Here is a 21,290-nt window from a genome sequence, read left to right as displayed (position 1 = left end):
CGGCCACAAGATCGTCAGCACAGCGCTGATGCCTGTCTATAATAACTAGACCTTGTGTTAGCACTGAGAATTTCTACTCCATGCCCATTCCGCTTTTGATTTGTGACGATTCCAACATGGCCCGCAAGCAGGTCACCCGCTCGCTGCCAGCCGATTGGGATGTAGACATTACCTATGCAGTAAACGGCGTGGAAGGCATAGAGGCCATTCGCGAGGGCAAGGCGGAGATGGTGTTTCTGGATCTCACCATGCCGGAAATGGACGGCTATGAAGTGCTTGAGCTGATAAAGACCGAGGGGCACAAGGCCATTGTGATTGTGATTTCGGGCGATATTCAGCCCGAAGCCCGCGATCGTGTGATGGCCTTGGGAGCGTTGGAGTTTATTAAAAAGCCCATTAATAAAGAAAAACTTGCCGAAGTACTGCACAGGTACGGATTGCTATGAGCTACCCCTTACCCTTCTCGGAAACCCACCGCGACTGTTTGCAGGAAGTGGCCAACGTGGCCATGGGGGCGGCTGGTGAATCACTGGCAGAGTACGCCGGTGGCTTTGTGGAGTTGCCCATTCCAGTCATCCGCTACCTGGCGCCCAAGCATTTATACGAAGGGTTGATGGAGCAACACGGCCAATGCAATGTGTCGGCGGCGGTGCAGTCTTTCGCGGGCGATACCGGCACCGCCTATGCCATGGTGGTGATTAGCGATGAAGCCCTAAAGGCGCTGGCGGTTGCCAGAAAACTTGAGCTGACCGATAGCGAAAGTGAACAGAATCTGGTGTGCGCGCTTACCGCCACCGTTACCGAAACCTGCCTTGCGATGCTGGCAGAGTTGAGCGGGCGCAGCTTCACCTACGAGCCACTATTCATTGCGGGTATGCACGAACCGCTAACCAATCTGCACCTGGATGATCTGGTGAGCCTGGATTACGTGACCAGCGTAGAAATTGCCTACACCCTCGAAAACAGCCCCATCGCCTGCGATTTAATGCTGTTGTTCCCGGAAACCCTCAACCAGCCGCTGCTGGATTTGCTCGATCAAATTCTGGCGCAGTAGCCTTTCTTGATTGTTAATTTCACACAGCCGGATCAGGCGAAGGTTATCGCGTGCGCGCGATCTTCCTGCTCCAGGTATGCAAGCCCGTTAAATTCCGCCACTTCAAAGGTGCCGGTAGCGCTGCGGCGAATGCGGGTTAGGCTGCCATTGCGGATTCGCAAATTCAAATCGATGGTGGCTGCGTTATCAAGGCCTTGCAAGTGGCGCACAACAGAGGCAATCACACCGCCAGAGGTTACTACCAGCGTGGTGCCGGTGGCGCTACTTGCCAGGTTTTGCCAAGCCTTGCGCACACGCCCGTGAAAGTCGGCCCAGCTCTCCTGGCCTTCACCGAGTGGTAGTTGGTTGGCAGCCCAGGCTTCTACCGCCAGGCGCAGCAGGGTGTAGAGATCCTCGGCGCTGGGTTTGGCCGGCAAGGGGTAGCCGGGTGTGATGGTCAGGTAGGCCATCACTACCGCTTCAAAATCGTATTCGTTAAAGCCTGCATCCTCAGCTGGCCGGCCCAGGGCCAGCCGCTCCAAAATGGGGGCGGCGGTTTGGTGTTGGCGGGCCATGGCGCCAGACCAAAGGGCAACCGGGCCTGCCAGTGCCCTGGTGCCCAGATGCTCGGCCAGCCACAGCGCCTGCATTTCTCCCAAGGGTGAGAGTTGATCGTAGTTATCGCCGCCCAGGCTTGCCTGGCCGTGGCGAATGAGCAGTATGTCGGTCATGGGCGAATCCTTCGCGGCCGCAGGGCCTATTACCAATGTTTATTGTTCATGCGCAGATCTATAATGCTGGCTGATTGTTGCCGGAGTGAAGCATGCGACTACAGCAGCTGGATTTAAATCTGTTAGTGATTTTTGAAGCCATATACCGCGAGCGCAACCTCACGCGGGTGGCGCAGCAGCTCAATATTACACAGCCTGCGGTGAGTAATGCACTCAATCGTTTGCGCGAGCGCCTGAATGACCGGCTATTTGAACGGGCGCACCAACACATGGTGCCCACGCCCGTGGCCGACGACATGATTGCCGGCGTGCGCGAGGGCTTGGCGTGTTTGCAGCGCAGCATTGAAGCGCCGGCGCTGTTTGAGCCGGCACAGAGCCGCAAAACCGTGGCATTTGCCATGAACGATTTGGCCGAGTCGTTGGTGCTGGGGCCGCTGCTCAAGCAGGTGAGCCGCGAGGCCCCGCACATGACCATCACAAGCTTTAATGTTTCGCGCCGGGAGGTATTGGCAGAGCTCGCCAGCGGGCGCTTGGATTTCGCCGTGGATGTGCCGGTGATGAGCATGGATGACCTGTGCCACCAGCCGCTGATGCAAGAACCCTATGTGTGCGCCATGCGCCCGGGCCACCCGGCACTCGGTGGCGACTGGCAGTTGCCGCATTATTTGGCCCTAAGCCACATTCATGTATCCAGCCGACGCTCGGGCCTGGGGTACGTGGATCATGCGTTGAATTTATTGGGTGAGATGCGCAACGTCCAGCTGCGCGTTCAGCACTATTTGGTGGCCCCCGATATTGTGCGCGAAACAGACCTGGTATGGACGCTGCCAGCGGCGTTGGCGCAACGCTTTGGTTTGGCCACGCGGCCCTTGCCCTTTGAGTTATTGCCCTTGCAGTTGCATTTGATTTGGCACAGGCGCAATCAGGAAAGCGGCGCTAGCCGTTGGTTGCGAACGTTACTATTAGATGAAGCCCAGGTGAAACTCGGGCATCATTAGCGCGATAAGTGAGGTGCTATGAAACTCTCGGCCTTTGGGGAAAAATTTGCCGGTCAAACCGGCGCGTCATCCTTGATGGATGATCTGGGCAATGCGTTGAACGATAACCCAGACATGCTGTTTATGGGCGGCGGAAATCCGAGCCGTATTCCGGCCATGGAGGCACTGTTTGCCGAGCGCTTGGCGGCCATGGCACAAGATCCGCACCAAACCTTTGGTGCGCTCGGGGTGTATAAATCCCCTCAGGGCGATTCGCGCTTTTTGGATGCCTTGGCAGAAATGCTAAGCAACACCTGCGGCTGGCCCATTAGCCGCCATAATCTGGCCATCTCCAACGGCAGCCAATCGGCCTTTTTTGTGCTGTTTAATTTGTTTGCAGGCCGCATGCCCGATGGCAGCCAGCGCCACATTCAGCTGCCCATGGCGCCCGAGTATTTAGGCTATGCCGACAGTGGTTTAAGCGGTGATTTTTTTCACAGCAACCGGCCTACCATTGAGCTTCTGGATGGCGCCCTGTTTAAATACCATGTGGATTTTGAAGCCCTCAGCCTTTCGGAACATACTGCGGCTTTGTGTGTATCGCGGCCCACAAATCCCACCGGCAATGTAATTAGTGACGCAGAGCTTGCCAAGCTCGACGCACTGGCACGCGCAGCCAATGTGCCGCTGATTATCGACAATGCCTACGGTACGCCCTTTCCCAATATTTTGTTTACCGAGGCCACACCGCTTTGGAACCCCAACACCATTTTGTTGTTAAGCCTCTCCAAGTTGGGCTTGCCCGGCGCGCGTACCGGCATTGTGGTGGCGCGCGAGGAAGTGATTAAAGCCTTCAGCAATGCCAATGCCGTGTTGAATTTGGCCTCGGGCAATATCGGCCCGGCGCTGGTGCAGCCGTGGGTTGAATCAGGTGAGCTGATAAGCCTCTGTGAGCGGTATGTGCGCCCGCACTACCAGCAAAAAGTCAACGAGGCGCTGGCGGTGTGTCGCAGCGCGCTGGCCGGCACGCCTGCCCGAATCCACAAGCCCGAGGGCGCGTTGTTTTTATGGTTGTGGTTTCCAGAGCTTCCCATTTCCAGCGATGAGCTATACAGGCGCTTGAAGGCGCGCGGTGTGTTGGTGGTATCGGGCCACCATTTTTTCCCGGGGCTGAGCGCCCAGTGGCAGCACCAGCACGAGTGCATTCGCGTGAATTACGGCCAGGATGCCGACACCGTCGCCCGTGGCTTTGCCATCATCGGCGATGAAGTGAAGCGTGCCTACAGTCATGGCTAATCCCGGCTTGCCATGCTACCCAATTCAGGCTTGTTGCAGTCGCGGCGGCCAACGGATTTATATCACCTTTGGAGTTTTTCAACATGCACATTGTCATCGTAGGCGGTGGCGCGGGTGGGCTGGAATTAGCTACCCGCCTTGGCCGCAAATTGGGTCGCCCTGAGCGCGCAAACATTACCCTGGTGGATAAAAACGCCACCCATATCTGGAAGCCCCTGCTGCATGAAGTGGCAACCGGCGTACTCGATGCCGGCATAGACGCGGTAAGCTATCGCGCCCATGCCCGGCGCCACGGCTTTCAGTTTCAGCAAGGCGCCATGGCCGATGTTAACCGGCAAGCGCGCACCATTACCCTGGCGGCCATCAATGATGATCGCGGGCGTGAAGTGGTGGGTGAGCGCACCATTGAATACGATTATCTGGTGCTGGCGCTGGGCTCATCCACCAACGATTTCGGCACACCGGGTGTGGCCGAGCACTGCATTTTTCTGGATGCCCCGGCCCAGGCCGAGCGCTTTCACCAGCGCATGTTAAATGGCTTTGTGCGCCTGGATGCCAGCCGCGATGCCTCGTTGTTGCGCATTGCCATTGTGGGCGCCGGTGCCACAGGGGTGGAACTCTCCGCGGAGCTTCATAACGCAGCCCAATGGTTATCCGCCTACGGCTTGCCGAATATCAGCCGCGAGCGCTTGCAGGTATGTTTGGTAGAGGCCGGCCCCCGCATTTTACCGGCGCTGCCCGAGCGGTTGTCGGGCAAGGCCCACCGCGAGCTTGTGAAGCTAGGCGTGAATGTGCGTGTGGCCACGCGGGTGGCGGCCGCTGAGGCCGAGGGGCTGCGCACGTCGGAGGGCGAGCTGCTGGAGGCCGACCTGATGGTGTGGGCCGCGGGCATTAAGGCGCCGGATTTCCTCGCAAATATTGCAGGCCTTGAAACCAATCGCATCAACCAGTTGGTGGTAAAGCCCACCCTGCAAACCACCGAGGACTTCCGCATTTTTGCTATGGGCGATTGTGCCGCCTGTACAATGGCCGATGGCAAAAATGTGCCGCCGCGCGCGCAATCGGCGCACCAGATGGCGAGCTGCGTGTACGACAACCTCCTTGCCATTATGGCAAGCCGGCCCTTGAAAGCCTTTGTGTATAAAGATCACGGCTCGCTGGTATCGCTGAGCCGCTATTCAACGGTGGGCAGCCTGATGGGTAATCTCACCCGCGGCAGCATGATGATTGAAGGGCGGCTGGCGCGGCTGATGTACATTTCGCTCTACCGCATGCACCAAATTGCCTTACACGGTTGGTTGCGCACCGGTCTGTTGTCGCTCAGTGAAAAAATCGGCCGGGTAGTGCGGCCCAGGTTAAAGCTTCACTAAAAACCCGGGCACACCCCCAGGCTTTGCTATTCTGGTAGCAGTGTGTGCCCAAGTGTCAGCTAGCTGCCTGTGAGCTCTGAGGGCACGAAAAGGCCTGTAATGGGGGAGTGCCCGTGTTGAATTTTGTGATGTACGTAAGCGATGTGTGTGCGCCCATGGCGCAAGACAACGAGCAGATGGTACAGGGGCTGATTGATATAGAGCGCACCGCCAAGCAGCGCAACCGCCACTTGAATATCACTGGCGTGCTGCTGGTAGACGGCGGTCATTTTATTCAGTTACTTGAAGGTTACCGCGAAGATCTGGACACGCTGCTGGCCTCAATTAGTCGCGATGCGCGCCACACCAATGTGTCTATTTTGATGGATGAACCCATCAGTAAGCGTGCCTTTGGCGAATGGAACATGGATATTTTCACACTGGATGTAAAGCCTGAGCTTAAAAGCGAAGATTTACACCGCTTTCGCGACTGTTACCTTGCCAATGAAAAGCCCAACGCCCTCGAAGTGGCCAACTGGGTGCGCCGGTTAATCAAACATCCGGAAATCCGTTTTGGCGAGGTTTCTGCCTAGCGCCAGCGCTCCCACGCATTCATTACCCGCTCGGGGTACCAATACTGGCCGTATGAGCCGTTGTAGCGTGCCAAGGCATCGGCCCAGTGGCCGTCTGAACGCTTGAGGTAGTGCTTGAGAATGGTGCAGCCGTAGCGCAGGTTGGTGTGCATATCGATGAGATTGTCGTCCGGGCGGCCGATTTCCAGTTTCCAGAAGGGCATGATTTGCATCATCCCCTGGGCGCCCACCCGCGAAACCGCAAAGCGGTTAAACGCACTTTCAACCTCTATTACTGCAAGTACCAGCTCAGGTTGCAAGCCCGCGCGCTTGGCCTCGCTGTGTACGGCGCGCAAAATGTGCAGGCGCTTTTCGGGCTCTTTTACGAAACGTTTAAGCCGGCCAGATTGGAGCATTAGCCAGGCTTCTGCATCGAAGCGATCTGTAAAGCTGTCGGCCGCTTGCACGGCGTTGAGCAACAGCTTGCGCAGCTCATCATCCACTTCAGCAGGTTTGGGTTGTGCAAATGCCAGCGCAGGCCAAAGGGCCCACGCCAACAACAACCAACAAAACCTGTGCGAAAAATGCCTGTTCACTCTGTGGGTTAACCCAGGTGTGTCAATACGCTTTGCAGGTGGGTAATGGTGCCTGCCAAGGGGATCTGGCGGCTTTCGGTGTCGGTGCGCCCCTTGTATTCCACCTCGCCGTTTTCAAGGCCGCGATCACCCACAACGACCCGGTGCGGAATGCCCATCAGTTCAGCGTTGGCAAGCATCACGCCCAGGCGGGCTTTGTCTTCATCCATGTACAAAACATCAATGCCTGCGTTTAAAAGGTCTGCATACAATTGCTCAGACGCCAGGCGCACGGCATCTGATTTGTTGATGTTGATAGGGATCAGTGCCACCTGGAAGGGCGCAATGGCATTGGGCCAGATGATGCCGTTGTCGTCGTGATTTTGCTCAATGGCGGCGGCCACCACGCGGGTAATACCAATGCCGTAGCAGCCCATGGTCATCACTTCGGCCTTGCCGTTTTCATTCAGTACAGTGGCGTTCAGTGCTTTGGAATATTTGGTGCCCAACTGGAAAATATGGCCCACTTCGATGCCGCGTTTGATACCAAGGGTGCCTTTGCCGTCTGGGCTTGGGTCGCCGGCTACCACGTTGCGGATATCTTCCACGCGGGTAATTTTGGCGTCGCGCTCCCAGTTGGCACCGGTAAAGTGGTGGCCATCTTCATTGGCGCCGCAAGCGAAGTCGGCTAGGTGGGCGGCGCTTCTGTCTACAATGGTAGTAATGGCCAGGTTCACCGGGCCCAGTGAACCCACAGATGCGCCAAGCTCGGCTTTAATGCGCTCTTCGGGCGCAAAGGTGAGCGGGCTGGCGACGCCCTCAAGTTTTTCCGCTTTGATTTCATTGAGCTCGTGATCACCGCGCACCACCAGTGCCACCAGTGGTTGGGCCGCGCCTTCCTCGGGTGCTTCACCCAGCACGATCAAGGTTTTAACAGTGCCGGCGGCGGGCAGCCCAAGCTGGGCGCACACCTCTTCAATGGTGCCCACGCCCGGGGTGGCCACTTTGGTAAGTGTTTGGGCCGCCAGAGCCCGTTCGCCGGCGGGTGCAAGGGCTTCGGCCTTTTCCATATTGGCGGCGTAATCTGAACCATCACTGAAAACAATGGCATCTTCACCGCTGGCGGCCAGCACGTGGAATTCGTGTGAAAAGGCGCCGCCTATGGAGCCCGTATCTGCCAGTACCGGGCGGTATTCAAGGCCAATGCGGTCGAAAATATTGCAGTAGGCCTGATGCATCACATCGTAAGTGGCCTGCAGGCAGGCGTCGCTGGCATGGAAGGAGTAGGCATCTTTCATGATAAATTCGCGCGAGCGCATCACACCAAAGCGCGGGCGGATCTCGTCGCGGAATTTGGTTTGAATCTGGTAGTAGCTGGCGGGCAATTGCTTGTAGGAGCTGATTTCGTTGCGCACCATGTCGGTGATCACTTCTTCATGGGTGGGGCCCAGGCAGAAGGCGCGATCGTGGCGATCTTTCACGCGCAGCAATTCCGGGCCGTACTGCTGCCAGCGGCCGGATTCTTCCCATAGCTCGGCAGGCTGCACCACGGGCATGAGCAACTCTTGCGCGCCGGCGCTGTTCATCTCTTCGCGCACGATGGCCTCTACTTTACGCAGTACCCGCAAACCCAGCGGCAGCCAGGTATAAAGGCCCGAGGCCAACTTGCGGATCATGCCCGCACGCATCATCAGCTGATGGCTGATTACCTCGGCATCATTGGGGGTTTCTTTGAGGGTGGCAATAAGGAAACGGCTCGCGCGCATGTTGCTCTCTTTAATAGCTCGAAAAGTTCAAACGGGCTATTCTAAGGGGCGAATGCAGGTAGGTACAATGAGGTTGGCTATGTTTTCCCTTCATCCACAGTTGGCGCAGGATTCATTATTACTGGGCCGTATGCGTTTATGTCAGGTGCGCCTGTCGCTGGACGCCAATTACCCCTGGTGCCTGCTGATCCCCGAGCGCGCCAATGTCACTGAAATCCACCATCTAAGCGAGCAAGATCGGCATCTGCTAATGGATGAATCCTGCCGGCTGGCGGAGGTGATGGTAAGCGTGTTCGACCCGAAAAAGATCAACGTGGCAGCCCTTGGCAACATGGTGCCCCAGCTGCATATGCACCATGTGGCGCGCTTTGAGGATGATGCCGCCTGGCCCGGCCCGATTTGGGGCCGTGTGCCTGCTCTGGGCTATGAGGATGCGGCCCTTAACAAGCGGCGCGATAAGCTTGTGAGTGCGTTGGTAGGCGAGGGGTTTACCCCCGCCGAATAGCCCGCGGGCTTAAGACATTTGCGATTGCTGGTAGTTTTCAAGGCCAATGCGGTCGATCAGGCCGAGCTGGGTTTCCAGCCAGTCTACGTGCTCTTCCTCGGATTCCAGAATCTCTTTGAAGAGGTCGCGGCTGATGTAGTCTTGCACTGATTCGCAGTACTTGATGCCCGCCTTCAAATCCGGGATGGCCTTAAGCTCCAGCTTCAGGTCGCATTTGAGCATTTCTTGTACGTTCTCACCAATCAGCAATTTGCCCAGGTCTTGCAGGTTGGGAATGCCTTCAAGAAATAAAATGCGCTCAATCAGCTGATCGGCGTGTTTCATTTCATCAATGGATTCGTGATATTCCTTTTCACCCAGCTCCGTCAGGCCCCAGTCTTTGTACATGCGCGCATGCAAAAAATACTGGTTAATGGCAATGAGTTCGTTTCCTAAAACTTTGTTTAGGTGGGCAATTACCTGTGGGTCGCCTTTCATAGGGGCTCCGTTTGCTCGCGGTTAGATGTTCCACAAGTGTGTGCCCGAGGCTTTGGGGTGTCAAGGGGATAGGTGCGGTAAGTTGTTGAATTTAATGGGGTAAATGGATTTCGGTTGATAAGCTAAGAGCGAATGTGAGCAATTTTCACTACGCTTTATGGCCTCAGGCGGCGGTATAGAACAGCGGGTTGTCGCAGGCGGTGTGCATCTGCAGGGTTTCATCAATGATTTCCTGGGCCAATACACCGCATTTGCCACACTGGCTGGCCACGCCCAATGCCTTGCGCACCTGGCGCAGGTTAGTGGCGCCCTCGGCCACTGCATCGGTAATTTGAGAATCTGTGATGCCTTTGCAAATACAAACGTACATGGTGCTTCCGCGAGTGTTTACTTGATAGGCAAGAAGTTTACGGTAATGAGAATTATTGTCAATACTTCATGGGAACAATTCTTATTTATAACTTTTTGTTCGGCCGCCATTGAAATGAACGCTATTGGTGCCATATACAGATTCAATTACATCGGTTTGGCGGCGCGGGTAAGATGGTGCCCCGAATCAATGTGGGCCTTAGCCCGCAACAGATGCCAGCGCCCAGGCTTTGGCATTTCCAAACAAAACTCGACCCTAAATTGCAAAGCAAGGAGATAGACATGGGTGTATTAGTAGGCAAGCAGGCCCCCGACTTTAACGCGGCCGCCGTATTGGCCTCTGGTGAAATTGTTGAGGACTACAACCTGTCCGCAGCGATCAAAGGCAAGAAAGCCGTTGTATTCTTCTACCCACTGGACTTCACATTCGTATGCCCATCAGAGCTGTTGGCATTCGACCACCGCATCGCGGAGTTCAAAAAGCGCAATGTTGAAGTGATTGGTGTGTCTATCGACTCACACTTCAGCCATAACGCATGGCGTAACACCCCGGTAGATCAGGGCGGTATTGGCCCTGTGGGCTACACCCTGGTGGCCGACATCACCCACAGCATCTGTAAAGATTACGATGTTGAATCCGAAGGCGGCGTGGCTTTCCGCGGCTCTTTCCTGATCGATGAAGAAGGTGTGGTGCGCCACCAGGTGGTTAACGATCTGCCACTGGGCCGTAACGTGGATGAAATGATCCGCATGGTAGACGCGCTGGCGTTCCACCAGGAGCACGGTGAAGTGTGCCCAGCCGGCTGGAAAGACGGCGACAAGGGTATGACTGCATCACCTGAAGGTGTAGCGGCTTACCTGAAAGAAAACGCAGACAAGCTGTAAGCGTTTAGCCCTATAAAAAAGCCGCGCCTAGCGCGGCTTTTTTATGCCTGCCGCAAAGCCCGCGGAGTATAGAAAGGCTTTGTGACAAATCCTGTTTCGGCTAAGACAAGTTTTTCATAGAAAAACAGAATTTTTATGCAGCTTGGTAGTAAAAAATAGGCCTTTAGCCCTTAAGTTAGTGCTTCCTTAACGCACTTTTTAAATTGAACCTGTCTAACCTGACAGATGTTTCCACACCCTTGCGAAGTCTCGCGCCAGCGCCCATGGGGGCTGTCGAAAAATAACACAGCGCTCTGTATTGACATATCTAACTTGTTGAAAAATATAGATATTTATTTGCTTGGTTGTTTTTTGAACAATCTGTAGAGGTGCCCCATTACATGGGCAATAGCGCCTGTTTCTCAGATCTCATACACAGAGTTATCCACAGAAATTGTGGATTAATGGAGTTGTGCACAGGGTGGTCTGGCAAAAAATTGGCGTTTTAGCACTTTTGTCCGTTTATTGCCCTGGATTTAGGGAATATTTCGCCGGCTGGGCCTGGGGCTGTGCCTATACTTCAGGACAGATCGCCCTGAACGTGCGGTGTGTAAATAATGAATCCCAAGGAGTAACACGTGGACGCAGATAGACGCAGGTATGCCCGCCAGGCCACTTCCATTCGCGTAGAAATGACCCATCCGGCCTTTGGCACGCTGGTGGGCTATACCCGCGATATATCCGATGGTGGGGCGTCTGTGCAGCTGGAAACCGAGTTGGTCCCGCCACCGGGCACCCAGGTGTTAGTGGTGTTTCGTAAAATCGCAGGCCAGGTAAACGACGAGCCTGTGGCCATGAAAATCATGCACCAGAACAAAAGCACCGTAGGATTGATGTTCTGCCCGAGGTAGCCCGGCAGGGCTAAGCGCTTTTGCTGGTGTTTAGCTAGCGGCAGTGTTCGGGCAGTTTGCGCGTAATCTCGTCGGGTAATTGCATGACCTCCGCACATTGCAGCGCCGGGTTTCCGCGTACATCCACATAGGTTAACTTCATTAACTGCAACAGCTCCGGCGTTTGGCCGAGCCGGTTGTCGGCAAGATTAATAGACTCAAGCCCCGTGAACACCTCAAGGCCTGCAAGGCTCGCAATACCTGCATTCGAGCAGTTGAGCGTTTTCACCTGCACCGCCGCTGTGGCCTTTTGGTCGGCAATGGTTTGATCCAGGCAGCGCTGGAGGTTGCGATCGGGCAGGTTAAAATCTGTAAATAGCGGGGCGGGTGTATACACCTTGCGCTCGTTAACGCTCACTTCATAACCCTGGCAGCCAATGAGAAGAGCCGCACTAAAGCAGGCGGTAATGGCCAGTTGTAAGGCTGGGTTCAGGTTCAACATGGGATTATCTTCCAAAGCGATTCCAGTAAGCGGCGAGCATAGTGCCGTTTAACCCCGTAAACCAGTAATCGCCCCGTTTTTTTGCGACCAAGGCTGCAGTTATTGCCTTTATAAGGCGGCAGCAAGAAGAGTATACTGCTGCACGTTTATTCCCGAGTGGCACCACGCCACCTAATGATTTAAGGAGTTGTCATGCGTAAGTTTGTAGTTGTGATTGCGGCATTGGCATTGGCCGCGTGCCAAACCATGGACCCTTACACAGGCGAGCAAAAAACCAGTAACGCCACCACCGGTGCAGCCGTTGGTGCCGTGGCAGGTGCAGTGCTGGGTGCGGCTACCGCCAAAAAAGGCAAAGATCGCGGTAAAGCGGCCGCGCGCGGTGCAGCCATTGGTGGCATTGCCGGTATGGGCGTGGGCTACTACATGGATCAGCAGGAAATGGAATTGCGCCAGGAGCTGGAAGGCACCGGTGTGCGCGTGCGTCGTGATGGCGACAAGCTCTACCTGATCATGCCCGGTAACATCACGTTTGCTACCGGTCGCTTTGAAATTCGCGGCGATTTCTACCCCACGTTAAACAGCGTGGCGAAGGTACTGAAGAAGTTTGACGAAACCGCCATTAAGGTGGCCGGCCATACGGATTCCGTGGGCAGTGACAGCAGCAACCAGGTGTTGAGTGAGCGTCGCGCTGAAAGCGTTGCCCAGTACCTGCGTGGCCAGCAGATTGCAGCAGCCCGTGTGCAGGCAATCGGTTTTGGTGAGCGCTACCCGGTTGCAGATAACAACACAGCCGCCGGCCGCGAGCAGAATCGTCGGGTTGAGCTTGAACTCATCCCAATGAACTAATGCCAACCAATAAGTGAAGCAGCAAAGGTGACACAGATGTTAAAGCAGGTATTTCTGATCGCATGCTGCTTTACGAGCCCGTGGCTCTTGGCTGATAGCGCACCCCCCAAGGTGTTGGCAAGCATCAGTGAGCGCGGGTTTTTGTTTGATGTGAGTTTGTCTGAGCCGGGTGTGATAGGTGTGGTGCATGTGCGTTACCAAGTGGATGTGCACGGCGCCTGGCATTCGGAATTGGCACCGGGGGCCGCGATTGATGTGGTGACCCCCGGCAGTTGTGAACTACTCATGCGCCCGGGCGAGCGCTACCTGTTAGCGCTTGTGCCGGCCGCCGCCGATGCACAGGCCGCAGGTGTCACCTGGGCCACTGATTGCGATTCCCCCACAGAGGCAAAAGCCCAGGCGCAAATTGAAGCGCTTAATCGCGAGCAGCAAATGCAGGCGAGCGCGTTTTAGCCTATCGCTTTCCCCACTTCTTTCTGTTGCTGGTACCCAAATAATCGACCTGGGCCAATGTTCGATTCCGGTGAATGAACATTGGCCGGCCTGCGTGATTACTTAAGCCAGATTTCCACGCGCTGGTTGCGCACTTTATCGGTGGCGGCAACGGGCATAATTGCACCAAAACCTGCCACCGGCGCTGTGCTTACGCCTAGCTCATAGAGGGCGGCCTTCACGCGCGTGGCGCGCAATTTGGAAAGTACTTTAGCGCGGCTATCTGAGCCCTTGGCATCGCCAAAGCCGATCAGCAGCGGGGTTTTCTCGGCGAACGCCGGGTCTTTTAATACCTGTGCCAAACGCTGCACATCTTGCTTGGCTTTGTTATCCAGCTCGGCGCTGCCGGCTTTGAAGCGGATATTTACCGATAGCCGCTCGGCATCGCGAACCGTGGCCAAATAGTCTTGGTGAATTACCCCCTCCAAATCGGCCGCCACCACGCGGGGGTGTTGCGACACATAACCCACCTGTTTTACGCGCGCCTGACCTGCTGCACTTTGTGCAAACTGAATAAACTCATCAATCACCGTGGTAGAATCGGCGGGGCTTTTGTATAAGAACAGCCGGCGCGACAATATGTAGTCTTCTGTGGCAACACTCAAGGCGCTGGGTGCGAGCGGCTCCGTGCCTTCATCATTAAGCCGCAACGCCTTAGCGCGATTAACAGACGCCAGGCCCACAAAGCCGATAGCCCCGGGCTGTGCGCTCACCAGTGCCGCTAACTGGTCGTTGGATTCAAACCGCTGTGTGCCCGGCGCAAGTGTTGCGCCCTTGGCCAGCACCAGCGTTTTGAACGTATCCCAGGTGCCTGAGTTTTCATCGCGCGCGGCCACCTTAATGGGTTCATTTCTGCCACCTAAAGCCTGCCAGTTGGTAATTTTTCCCGTAAAAATGTCGGCTACTTGTTTAATGGTGAGCGCCTCTAGCGGATTTTTGGGGTGCACGATAATGGCCAAGCCATCAATGGCAACCACTTTTTCTGCCGCAAAATCTGTCATGTCGCCCAGGTGCCCAAGCGTTTGGGCCTCGGCGGCTTTTATGGGGCGCGAGGCCATGGCCAGCTGCGCGCTGCCATCTTGCAGCCCTACAAAACCTGTGGAAGAACCGTGCGCTGCAATATCAACAAACAGTGGTTGGGTGGCAGGGCGTGTACTTAAAAAACCTTGAATCCGTACTTCGTTTTCCACCGCAAGAGGGATGCGGCCAACGTTAACCAGGCCTTTGGCACGCAGGAAATCTTCGGCAAGGCCCGGCAGCAGTTGTGCGCCTACGGTGTTGGAGCCTTTGGCGGTAAACAGCAGGCCTTGTTCAGCTTCACTGAATGGCGCAAGGCTTGGGTTATTGGCAAAGCAAACCGCCGGCAACATCAGCAAAGCAAATTTGCGCGACCAGCATTTAAACATAAACAGCAGCATTAAATGGGCCATGGGAACATCCTGAATCAATAATCAATGGAGGGTATTGCAGACAATCAGTGTGTCGTGCATGGGTGGCTAATCTATGACAGAGATGTGTCATTTATGTGACAGGCGTGCGGCGCTAAACTTGAGGCAAAGGCTGTTTCAACGGTCTTGTTCTTCTTGAATGTCATTTTTTACCGGAGGTGTGTTATGGCGAAGTCACAGGGTGTAGGCGGGCAAAGTGCAGAGCAGGCCTTGGCGGGTTTGACGAACATGTGCGCCGATATTGCGCCCCTGCCATTGGCAGAATATGAGGCGCGATTGGTTGAGGCCCGGCGCCTGATGGCCAGCAAAGGCATTGATGCCATTTACCTTAATGCCGGCACCAACCTTTATTACTTTACCGGTATGCGCTGGTATGCCAGCGAGCGAATGGTGGGCGCCTTGCTCACCGCCGCCGGTGAATTGCATTTCATCGGGCCTGCCTTTGAAGAAAATACCCTGCGCCAATATATGCTGGTGGAAGGCGAGTTTCACGGTTGGCAAGAGCATGAAAGCCCCTATGCATTATTCGCCCAATTGCTGGCAGATTGCGGCCTTGCGCAGGGTACCATCGGGCTTGATGAGGCTGCGCAGTTTTTTATTACCCACGGCATTCAGCAGGCGGCCCCGAAGGCGCACTATGTTAACGCCGATGTCATCAGTGGCGGTTGCCGCATGCATAAATCTGATGCGGAAATTGCGTTAATCCAGCGCGCCATGGATATGACAATGGCAGTGCACAAGGCCACGGCGGCCATGCTGCGACCGGGCATCAGTACTGTGGAAGTAGAGCAATTTATAAACCGGGCTCACAAGGCGGTAGGTGCAGGGGGATCATCGTTTTGTATTGTGCTTTTTGGCGTGGCCACAAGTTTCCCCCACGGCGTAAAAGACCCGCAAATATTGCAAGCCAACGACTGGGTACTCATTGATACCGGTTGTCGCTTGGAGGGCTACAACAGCGACATCACCCGCAGCTACGCTTTCGGTGAAATTAGCGCGCGCCAGCGCCACGCATTTGAAGCCGAGCGGCTGGCGCAGTTGGCTGCCTTTGACGCCGCACAGCTGGGCAAGCCCTGCAGTGCCCCAGATGCTGCTGCACGCAAGGTTTTGGCAGAGCAGGGCTTTAGTGGTGATTACACCTTGCCGGGCCTGCCGCATCGCACCGGCCACGGCTGTGGGCTAGATATTCACGAGTGGCCCTATCTCGTAAAGGGCAATGATATGCCGCTGGCTTCGGGTATGGTGTTTTCCAACGAGCCCATGCTGGTGTTGCCCAATGAATTTGGCGTGCGTCTGGAAGATCACTTCTACATGACAGACAATGGCCCGCGCTGGTTTACCGAGCCCTCGGCGTCTATTGACGCACCCTTTGGCGCTTAGGGCATTGGTGTTGCCAGCACCTTAACATTGCTGGAGATCAACCTTGCTGTGCCCCGTCATTTATAGCAACCCGGCCCTGGCTGAGGCCGCCACAAACCTTGCCGCCAGGCTCGCGCAACCCTGCCTGGGGCTGGTGGCCGCGCGCGATGTGGCGCCCGCCACCTATGTGCTGGCGCTCACCGAGGCAGGCTTGCAGCTGCAGCAAACCGGGGCCAAGGCCCATGGCCCGGTTTGGGTGGATTTTAACGCCGGCAGTGCCGATCACCGGCGCCAGTACGGTGGTGGGCGCGGGCAGATGATCGCGAAAGCGGTGGGGCTGAAAACCGGTATCCGCCCGCAAGTGTTAGATGCCACTGCAGGCCTGGGGGGTGATGCCTTTGTCTTGGCAAGCCTGGGCGCAAGCCTTGTTATGCAAGAGCGCAACCCCATTGTGCACGCGCTCCTGGGTGACGGGCTGGCGCGCTTGGGCGCTGATGCTCGCGCGGAGTTACAGGCGGTGCATGCGCGCATGCAACTGCTGCCCCACGGCGCAGATTCCACCCGCACCATGCCGCGCGCACAGGTTATTTACCTGGACCCGATGTTTCCCGCCCGGGAAAAAAGTGCAGCGGTAAAAAAAGAGATGGCGGCCTTTCATAATCTGGTGGGGGAGGACGACGATCAGGCAACCCTGTTGGATTTGGCCCTGGCACAGGCCGAATACCGCGTGGTGGTTAAGCGCCCGCGCAAGGCGCCTGCGCTGGCCGGGCGCGAGCCCACTTTGAGCCTAGCCGGAAAATCGAGCCGGTTTGATATCTATCCCTTGAAGAAAATGCCAGAAGGCCTTGTGCCAGCCTAGCCTTGCATCTTTGCTTATTCGGGCAGGTTTTGCGGGCTAGCCTGTGGGCGGTTGGCCGCTTTTGCCGCAGCCTGGGTGTGGGCGGCATCAACCCCGGCGCTGCTCGCGCGCGCAGGGGCGGGCGGTTCAAACAGCGCCCACAGCCTGCTGATCAGCATGCGCACATGGGCCGCCATGGCCACCACAAACCCCAGCCCTGCAATTACAAGGCCCGCCAGGGTGAATGCCTCCTGGCGCACGGAGGGCTCAATAAGCTGCTGGGCCATATACACCAGCACCAACCCCACAAAAAACAGCATGGCACCCAGCTTGAATTGGGCAAATGCCGCCTGCAGCGGTGCCTGATAGTGGCGTTTAAGGGCTTTTAGCCAAGAGCGAAGTAAGATCATGGGCCAAGTGTAGCATCGGCCAATGATCCGCAAGCGCTGCCTGCGCGTAACAAAGGCCATTGAGCATGGTCAATCTGGTGAGGTGCAGCATGGCGCAAGGCAAGTTGTTTAAGTTGGGTATCAGTGCCTGTTTGGTGGGCCAAAAGGTGCGGTTTAATGCCGGCCACAAGCGCAGTGCCTTTTGCGCTGAAACCCTGGCTCAGCAGGCAGAGCTTGTGCCAGTTTGCCCAGAGGTGGCCATTGGCCTGCCAGTACCGCGCCAAGCCATTCGCCTGATGCACGATGGCGATCAACTGCGGGTGGTGCCCAGTAAAGGCGAACCGGGTGATATTGACTACGGCCCGGCGTTGAAAGAGGTGGGTGCGTCCTATATGGCCGCCAACCCGGACCTGGATGGCTTCGTATTCATGAATGATTCCCCCAGCTGCGGGCCTGCCAATGTAAAAACTTACCGCACCAATGGCTATCAGGCCGATCGAAAGGGCGTGGGTTTTTTTGCCCAGGCGGTGAAAGCGGCCAACCCGCTACTGCCCGTTGAAGATGCAGGCCGCCTGAATGACGCAGTCATTCGCGAGAACTTCATGGTGCGCATTGGCGTCTACCGCGCATGGCGCGAGTTGAACGCGCAACCTCTGACCGCCGGCCGGTTAATCAAATTTTACAGCCCCTATAAATATTTGTTGATGGCCCATTCTCAAGTGGCCTACAAGCAAGTGGGCCGGTTGCTGGCCAATCACGAGCGCCGCCCTATAGCCGAGGTGGCAGAGCGCTTTATTACCACCTTTATGGATGGCCTGAAGGTGCTCGCCGATCGCAAGGGCCACACCAATGTGCTGATGCATTTGTTGGGCTATTTTAAAAAGCATCTCGATGCAGACGACCGCCAAGAGGTACTCTCGCTGATTCAAAGTTATCGCAAGGGCACAGTGCCATTAGTGACACCGGTTACCTTGTTCAAACACCACTTGCGCAGGCTGCCCAACGATTATTTGCAGGCGCAAAAATACTGGCAGCCACACGCACCCGAGCTGGGTTTACGCAGCGCCATTTAATTTTTAGTTTTCGAGGTTTCTATGGCGCAATTGGTGTGGTTTCGCGCCGATCTCCGTATTGAAGATCATCTACCCCTGACACTGGCCCGCCAAACCGGCGAGCCAGTGTACGGGGTGTTTGTGGTGACGCCCGCCCAGTGGCAAAGCCACAACCTGGGCTTGGCCAAGCGCGATTTTTGGGCGCGCTCTTTGGATGCGCTGGGCTCGGCCCTTGCGGCAAAAGGCGTAGCGCTTAAAATTTTAACCCTGCCCGATTTCAGCGAGCTGCCCGAGGCCCTGTTAGCCTACGCCAACCACATTGGCTGCAGGCGCATACTCTGGCACCGCGAATACGGTTGGGATGAACGCCAGCGGGATTTGCAGGTGAAAAAGGCCTGTGCCAAGGCAAAAATTGAAACCGAGGTGTGTGAAGATCGTTGCCTGGTGATGCCGGAGTCGGTATTAACCGGCAGTGGTACGCCCTACAAGGTGTTTTCGGCCTTCAAGCGCACCTGGTTGGCAAGGCTTGCCGAGCAGTGGCAGCCGCCGCGCGCGGCCATTCGCAAGCAAGGCGATGTGCTTGAATTCTCTGGCGCGGTTGCAGATTTCTACTTGCCAGAAGACGACCGCAATCACGCCGAAAACCTTGCCAAACTTTGGCCAGCAGGCGCGCAGCACGCGCGCAAACGGCTTGCCGATTTTATGGATGAGGGGGTGGCCGATTACGCGCGCGCGCGGGATTTCCCGAACCTTGCGGGCACCTCGCAGCTGTCGCCGTATTTATCCATTGGCAGCATCAGTGCGCGCCAGTGTGCCGGTGCCTGGCTTAATAAAAGTGAGGGCGATTGGCACAATCCGGCCCTTGAAGTTTGGCTAAACGAGCTTGCCTGGCGCGATTTTTATCACTATGTGATGTGGCACTTTCCGAAGGTGTCGCGCAATCAACCCTTTGTAGATAAAACCCGCGCCGTGGCCTGGCGCGATGCCCCCCGCGATTTTGAGGCCTGGTGCAAGGGCGAAACGGGCATTCCCATTGTGGATGCCGCCATGCAGCAACTGCTGCAAACAGGCTGGATGCATAACCGCTTGCGCATGGTGGTGGCGATGTTTCTCACCAAAAATTTGCTGATTGATTGGCGTAAAGGAGAGGCGTTTTTCATGCAGCATCTGGTAGATGCCGATTTTGCCGCTAACAATGGCGGCTGGCAGTGGAGTGCCTCAACCGGCACCGATGCCGCGCCTTACTTTCGGGTATTTAACCCCGTGAGCCAATCTACCCGGTTCGACGCCGAGGGCGATTTCATTCGCCAGTGGTTGCCAACGCTTGCAGGCCTTGGCAAAAAGCACATTCACATGCCGCCTTCGAACCTGCGTGGCGATTACCCGCCACCACTGGTGGATTTGAAGTTTAGCCGCCAGCGTGCCATTGAGGCCTTTGCCGATTTGTAGTGCGCTAGCACTCCACCACATTAACCGCGTTGATGGCCAAGCCACCTTCGGCGGTTTCTTTATATTTGGCCTGCATGTCTTTGCCGGTTTGGAACATGGTTTCTATTACCGAGTCGAGCGAAACCCGGTGAGTGCCATCGCCACGCATGGCAAGGCGTGAGGCATTAATGGCTTTAATGGCGCCCATGGTGTTGCGCTCAATGCAGGGGATTTGTACCAGCCCGCCAATAGGGTCGCAGGTGAGGCCAAGGTTGTGTTCCATGCCAATTTCAGCGGCGTTTTCCACCTGCTCGTTGGTGCCGCCCATCACCGAAGTCAGCCCGGCGGCAGCCATAGAGCAGGCCACGCCAATTTCACCCTGGCAGCCCACTTCGGCGGCTGAAATGGAGGCGTTGCGTTTAAACAGCATGCCAATAGCAGCGCTTGAAAGTAAAAAGCGCACTACCAGTTTTTTCAGGCCGCCCATGTCGGGGGTGTATACAAATTTTACGAAGTAGGCGAGCACGGCGGGAATAACGCCCGCAGCACCGTTGGTGGGTGCGGTAACTACTTTGCCACCGGCGGCGTTTTCTTCGTTCACTGCCAGTGCAAACAAGCTCACCCAATCCATCACTGCAAGGGCATCGGGCACGCCGTTTTCCAGCCGGTCTTGCAGGTCGTCGTGCATTTCTGCCGCGCGGCGTTTCACGCCCAGGCTGCCGGGCAGTGTGCCGCGGGTGTTGCAGCCTCGTTGAATGCAGGCGTCCATCACTTTCCAGATTTGGTATACGCCGTCTAGCACTTCTTGCTCGGATTTTTGCGACAACTCATTGGCCATGGCCATTTGATCAATGCGCAGGCCATCGCGCTTGCCCATGGCGAGTAGTTCTTTGGCCGATTGGAAATCGTAGGGGGCCTCAAAGCCCGAATTTTCTGCGTCGGCAAATTCGTCTTCGGCCAGTACAAAGCCACCGCCAATGGAAAAGTAACTCTTGCGAAACAGCTCGTTGTGGTTGCTATCAAAGGCGCGGCAGGTCATACCGTTGGGGTGTTGGGGGAGGCTCGCGCCCTTGTTAAAAATTAAATCGCGGCCTTGCTCGAAGGCCACCGGGTGCTCGCCCATGAGTGTCAGGCGCTGATCATTTTTTATAGTGGCAAGCAAAGGGGCTATCTCTTCCACCGCTATGGTGGCGGGCACCTTGCCGGCCAGGCCAAGCAGCACGGCAGTGTCTGTGCCGTGGCCTTCACCGGTCATGGCCAGAGAGCCAAATAAATCAACGCTCACCCGTGCCACCTTATCCAGGGGGGCGTTCATCTCCATTAAAAAGCGGCGCGCGGCAACCATGGGGCCCACGGTGTGTGAGCTGGATGGGCCTATTCCCACTTTGAACAGATCGAATACAGAAATGGCCATGGTGGCTCCTTCGCTGGGTGGCGTTATGTCAGTTTAGCGGGTTGCGACTGGCGGGTCGGATGCTAGGTGAGCTGTTTCCAATAGTCAACTTGTGTTTCCAATAGGCAATTTTTGTTCA

At 56.1% G+C, this 21,290-nt stretch carries 24 protein-coding genes; 15 read left to right on the top strand and 9 right to left on the bottom strand.

From position 1 onward, the window contains the following. Positions 1-80: 80 nt before the first annotated feature. Together L1F30_RS11025 and L1F30_RS11020 are read left to right on the top strand one after the other, a co-directional pair. Complete coding sequence (locus L1F30_RS11025; protein ID WP_253356135.1) at positions 81-446, top strand: response regulator; 366 nt, start codon at positions 81-83, stop codon at positions 444-446. Continuing rightward, positions 443-1,054 (top strand): hypothetical protein, encoded by a 612-nt coding sequence (locus L1F30_RS11020; RefSeq protein WP_253356134.1) that lies wholly within the window; start codon positions 443-445, stop codon positions 1,052-1,054. Before L1F30_RS11025 ends, L1F30_RS11020 begins: the two co-directional genes overlap by 4 nt. 32 nt (positions 1,055-1,086) lie before the next feature. Here the strand turns inward: L1F30_RS11020 and L1F30_RS11015 are convergent, their stop codons facing one another. After that, positions 1,087-1,764 (bottom strand): histidine phosphatase family protein, encoded by a 678-nt coding sequence (locus L1F30_RS11015; protein ID WP_253356133.1) that lies wholly within the window; start codon positions 1,762-1,764, stop codon positions 1,087-1,089. A 92-nt stretch (positions 1,765-1,856) separates the two neighbouring features. Between L1F30_RS11015 and L1F30_RS11010 the strand changes: the two genes are divergently transcribed. The 4 genes from L1F30_RS11010 to L1F30_RS10995 all read left to right on the top strand — a co-directional run bounded on the left by L1F30_RS11010 (position 1,857) and on the right by L1F30_RS10995 (position 5,979). After that, complete coding sequence (locus tag L1F30_RS11010) at positions 1,857-2,762, top strand: LysR family transcriptional regulator (RefSeq protein ID WP_253356132.1); 906 nt, start codon at positions 1,857-1,859, stop codon at positions 2,760-2,762. An 18-nt stretch (positions 2,763-2,780) separates the two neighbouring features. After that, positions 2,781-4,037, top strand: coding sequence for a valine--pyruvate transaminase (locus tag L1F30_RS11005; protein WP_253356131.1), 1,257 nt, complete (start codon positions 2,781-2,783; stop codon positions 4,035-4,037). A gap of 83 nt (positions 4,038-4,120) precedes the next feature. Further along, positions 4,121-5,407, top strand: coding sequence for an NAD(P)/FAD-dependent oxidoreductase (locus tag L1F30_RS11000; protein ID WP_253356130.1), 1,287 nt, complete (start codon positions 4,121-4,123; stop codon positions 5,405-5,407). A 113-nt stretch (positions 5,408-5,520) separates the two neighbouring features. Next, positions 5,521-5,979, top strand: coding sequence for a BLUF domain-containing protein (locus tag L1F30_RS10995; protein WP_253356129.1), 459 nt, complete (start codon positions 5,521-5,523; stop codon positions 5,977-5,979). Here the strand turns inward: L1F30_RS10995 and L1F30_RS10990 are convergent. After that, the gene (locus tag L1F30_RS10990) at positions 5,976-6,521 is read right to left on the bottom strand and encodes a lytic transglycosylase domain-containing protein (protein WP_371922631.1); all 546 of its coding nucleotides are present in this window, start codon (positions 6,519-6,521) and stop codon (positions 5,976-5,978) included. The two genes, L1F30_RS10995 and L1F30_RS10990, sit on opposite strands and share 4 nt — an antisense overlap. A 41-nt stretch (positions 6,522-6,562) precedes the next feature. Continuing rightward, positions 6,563-8,299, bottom strand: coding sequence for a proline--tRNA ligase (locus L1F30_RS10985; RefSeq protein WP_253356127.1), 1,737 nt, complete (start codon positions 8,297-8,299; stop codon positions 6,563-6,565). A 79-nt stretch (positions 8,300-8,378) separates the two neighbouring features. Here L1F30_RS10985 and L1F30_RS10980 point away from each other — a divergent pair, with 79 nt between their 5' ends. Next, the gene (locus L1F30_RS10980) at positions 8,379-8,804 is read left to right on the top strand and encodes an HIT family protein (RefSeq protein WP_253356126.1); all 426 of its coding nucleotides are present in this window, start codon (positions 8,379-8,381) and stop codon (positions 8,802-8,804) included. Between the two features lie 9 nt (positions 8,805-8,813). Here the strand turns inward: L1F30_RS10980 and bfr are convergent, their stop codons facing one another. Beyond that, positions 8,814-9,281, bottom strand: a complete 468-nt coding sequence (bfr, locus tag L1F30_RS10975) for a bacterioferritin (RefSeq protein ID WP_253356125.1) — start codon at positions 9,279-9,281, stop codon at positions 8,814-8,816. 163 nt (positions 9,282-9,444) lie between these two features. Next, a complete protein-coding gene (locus L1F30_RS10970) occupies positions 9,445-9,651 on the bottom strand; it encodes a bacterioferritin-associated ferredoxin (protein WP_253356124.1) in 207 nt (68 codons plus the stop codon). A 281-nt stretch (positions 9,652-9,932) separates the two neighbouring features. On the opposite strand from L1F30_RS10970, the gene L1F30_RS10965 reads away from it, so the two are divergent. Both L1F30_RS10965 and L1F30_RS10960 read left to right on the top strand, forming a co-directional pair. Further along, complete coding sequence (locus tag L1F30_RS10965) at positions 9,933-10,535, top strand: peroxiredoxin (RefSeq protein ID WP_253356123.1); 603 nt, start codon at positions 9,933-9,935, stop codon at positions 10,533-10,535. A gap of 617 nt (positions 10,536-11,152) precedes the next feature. Then, positions 11,153-11,425, top strand: coding sequence for a PilZ domain-containing protein (locus L1F30_RS10960; RefSeq protein ID WP_253356122.1), 273 nt, complete (start codon positions 11,153-11,155; stop codon positions 11,423-11,425). A 34-nt stretch (positions 11,426-11,459) separates the two neighbouring features. Here the strand turns inward: L1F30_RS10960 and L1F30_RS10955 are convergent, their stop codons facing one another. Beyond that, positions 11,460-11,906: a protein phosphatase 1 regulatory subunit 42 gene (locus L1F30_RS10955; RefSeq protein WP_253356121.1), complete on the bottom strand. Its 447-nt coding sequence runs from the start codon at positions 11,904-11,906 to the stop codon at positions 11,460-11,462. 192 nt (positions 11,907-12,098) lie between these two features. Between L1F30_RS10955 and L1F30_RS10950 the strand changes: the two genes are divergently transcribed. Together L1F30_RS10950 and L1F30_RS10945 are read left to right on the top strand one after the other, a co-directional pair. After that, entirely contained in the window at positions 12,099-12,752 is a 654-nt protein-coding gene (locus L1F30_RS10950; protein ID WP_253356120.1) for an OmpA family protein, read from the top strand. A gap of 36 nt (positions 12,753-12,788) precedes the next feature. Further along, positions 12,789-13,205, top strand: coding sequence for a hypothetical protein (locus L1F30_RS10945; RefSeq protein ID WP_253356119.1), 417 nt, complete (start codon positions 12,789-12,791; stop codon positions 13,203-13,205). Positions 13,206-13,303: 98 nt separating this feature from the next. Here the strand turns inward: L1F30_RS10945 and L1F30_RS10940 are convergent, their stop codons facing one another. Beyond that, positions 13,304-14,674, bottom strand: coding sequence for a substrate-binding domain-containing protein (locus L1F30_RS10940; protein ID WP_253356118.1), 1,371 nt, complete (start codon positions 14,672-14,674; stop codon positions 13,304-13,306). A gap of 183 nt (positions 14,675-14,857) precedes the next feature. Here L1F30_RS10940 and L1F30_RS10935 point away from each other — a divergent pair, with 183 nt between their 5' ends. After that, positions 14,858-16,072: a Xaa-Pro peptidase family protein gene (locus L1F30_RS10935; protein WP_253356117.1), complete on the top strand. Its 1,215-nt coding sequence runs from the start codon at positions 14,858-14,860 to the stop codon at positions 16,070-16,072. 43 nt (positions 16,073-16,115) lie between these two features. After that, complete coding sequence (locus tag L1F30_RS10930; protein WP_253356116.1) at positions 16,116-16,910, top strand: class I SAM-dependent methyltransferase; 795 nt, start codon at positions 16,116-16,118, stop codon at positions 16,908-16,910. Positions 16,911-16,924: 14 nt separating this feature from the next. On the opposite strand, the gene L1F30_RS10925 is transcribed toward L1F30_RS10930, so the two are convergent. Then, positions 16,925-17,299: a hypothetical protein gene (locus L1F30_RS10925; RefSeq protein WP_253356115.1), complete on the bottom strand. Its 375-nt coding sequence runs from the start codon at positions 17,297-17,299 to the stop codon at positions 16,925-16,927. A gap of 89 nt (positions 17,300-17,388) precedes the next feature. Between L1F30_RS10925 and L1F30_RS10920 the strand changes: the two genes are divergently transcribed. Continuing rightward, positions 17,389-18,351, top strand: a complete 963-nt coding sequence (locus tag L1F30_RS10920; protein ID WP_253356114.1) for a DUF523 and DUF1722 domain-containing protein — start codon at positions 17,389-17,391, stop codon at positions 18,349-18,351. 21 nt (positions 18,352-18,372) lie between these two features. Continuing rightward, positions 18,373-19,779 carry a deoxyribodipyrimidine photo-lyase gene (locus L1F30_RS10915; RefSeq protein ID WP_253356113.1) on the top strand — a complete coding sequence of 469 codons (1,407 nt, stop codon included), beginning with the start codon at positions 18,373-18,375 and terminating at the stop codon, positions 19,777-19,779. A 4-nt stretch (positions 19,780-19,783) separates the two neighbouring features. On the opposite strand, the gene L1F30_RS10910 is transcribed toward L1F30_RS10915, so the two are convergent. After that, positions 19,784-21,172 carry an L-serine ammonia-lyase gene (locus L1F30_RS10910; protein ID WP_253356112.1) on the bottom strand — a complete coding sequence of 463 codons (1,389 nt, stop codon included), beginning with the start codon at positions 21,170-21,172 and terminating at the stop codon, positions 19,784-19,786. Positions 21,173-21,290 lie beyond the last annotated feature (118 nt).

The organism is Simiduia sp. 21SJ11W-1, assembly GCF_024138675.1.
Taxonomy (GTDB): domain Bacteria; phylum Pseudomonadota; class Gammaproteobacteria; order Pseudomonadales; family Cellvibrionaceae; genus Simiduia.
This window is presented reverse-complemented; position numbering and strand designations above follow the sequence as displayed.

Coding starts and splice junctions, on each gene's coding strand:
- L1F30_RS11025 (WP_253356135.1), top strand. CDS start 81: ATGCCCATTCCGCTTTTGATTTGTGACGATTCCAACATGGCCCGCAAG.
- L1F30_RS11020 (WP_253356134.1), top strand. CDS start 443: ATGAGCTACCCCTTACCCTTCTCGGAAACCCACCGCGACTGTTTGCAG.
- L1F30_RS11015 (WP_253356133.1), bottom strand. CDS start 1,764: ATGACCGACATACTGCTCATTCGCCACGGCCAGGCAAGCCTGGGCGGC.
- L1F30_RS11010 (WP_253356132.1), top strand. CDS start 1,857: ATGCGACTACAGCAGCTGGATTTAAATCTGTTAGTGATTTTTGAAGCC.
- L1F30_RS11005 (WP_253356131.1), top strand. CDS start 2,781: ATGAAACTCTCGGCCTTTGGGGAAAAATTTGCCGGTCAAACCGGCGCG.
- L1F30_RS11000 (WP_253356130.1), top strand. CDS start 4,121: ATGCACATTGTCATCGTAGGCGGTGGCGCGGGTGGGCTGGAATTAGCT.
- L1F30_RS10985 (WP_253356127.1), bottom strand. CDS start 8,299: ATGCGCGCGAGCCGTTTCCTTATTGCCACCCTCAAAGAAACCCCCAAT.
- L1F30_RS10980 (WP_253356126.1), top strand. CDS start 8,379: ATGTTTTCCCTTCATCCACAGTTGGCGCAGGATTCATTATTACTGGGC.
- bfr (WP_253356125.1), bottom strand. CDS start 9,281: ATGAAAGGCGACCCACAGGTAATTGCCCACCTAAACAAAGTTTTAGGA.
- L1F30_RS10970 (WP_253356124.1), bottom strand. CDS start 9,651: ATGTACGTTTGTATTTGCAAAGGCATCACAGATTCTCAAATTACCGAT.
- L1F30_RS10965 (WP_253356123.1), top strand. CDS start 9,933: ATGGGTGTATTAGTAGGCAAGCAGGCCCCCGACTTTAACGCGGCCGCC.
- L1F30_RS10955 (WP_253356121.1), bottom strand. CDS start 11,906: ATGTTGAACCTGAACCCAGCCTTACAACTGGCCATTACCGCCTGCTTT.
- L1F30_RS10950 (WP_253356120.1), top strand. CDS start 12,099: ATGCGTAAGTTTGTAGTTGTGATTGCGGCATTGGCATTGGCCGCGTGC.
- L1F30_RS10945 (WP_253356119.1), top strand. CDS start 12,789: ATGTTAAAGCAGGTATTTCTGATCGCATGCTGCTTTACGAGCCCGTGG.
- L1F30_RS10940 (WP_253356118.1), bottom strand. CDS start 14,674: ATGGCCCATTTAATGCTGCTGTTTATGTTTAAATGCTGGTCGCGCAAA.
- L1F30_RS10935 (WP_253356117.1), top strand. CDS start 14,858: ATGGCGAAGTCACAGGGTGTAGGCGGGCAAAGTGCAGAGCAGGCCTTG.
- L1F30_RS10925 (WP_253356115.1), bottom strand. CDS start 17,299: ATGATCTTACTTCGCTCTTGGCTAAAAGCCCTTAAACGCCACTATCAG.
- L1F30_RS10920 (WP_253356114.1), top strand. CDS start 17,389: ATGGCGCAAGGCAAGTTGTTTAAGTTGGGTATCAGTGCCTGTTTGGTG.
- L1F30_RS10915 (WP_253356113.1), top strand. CDS start 18,373: ATGGCGCAATTGGTGTGGTTTCGCGCCGATCTCCGTATTGAAGATCAT.
- L1F30_RS10910 (WP_253356112.1), bottom strand. CDS start 21,172: ATGGCCATTTCTGTATTCGATCTGTTCAAAGTGGGAATAGGCCCATCC.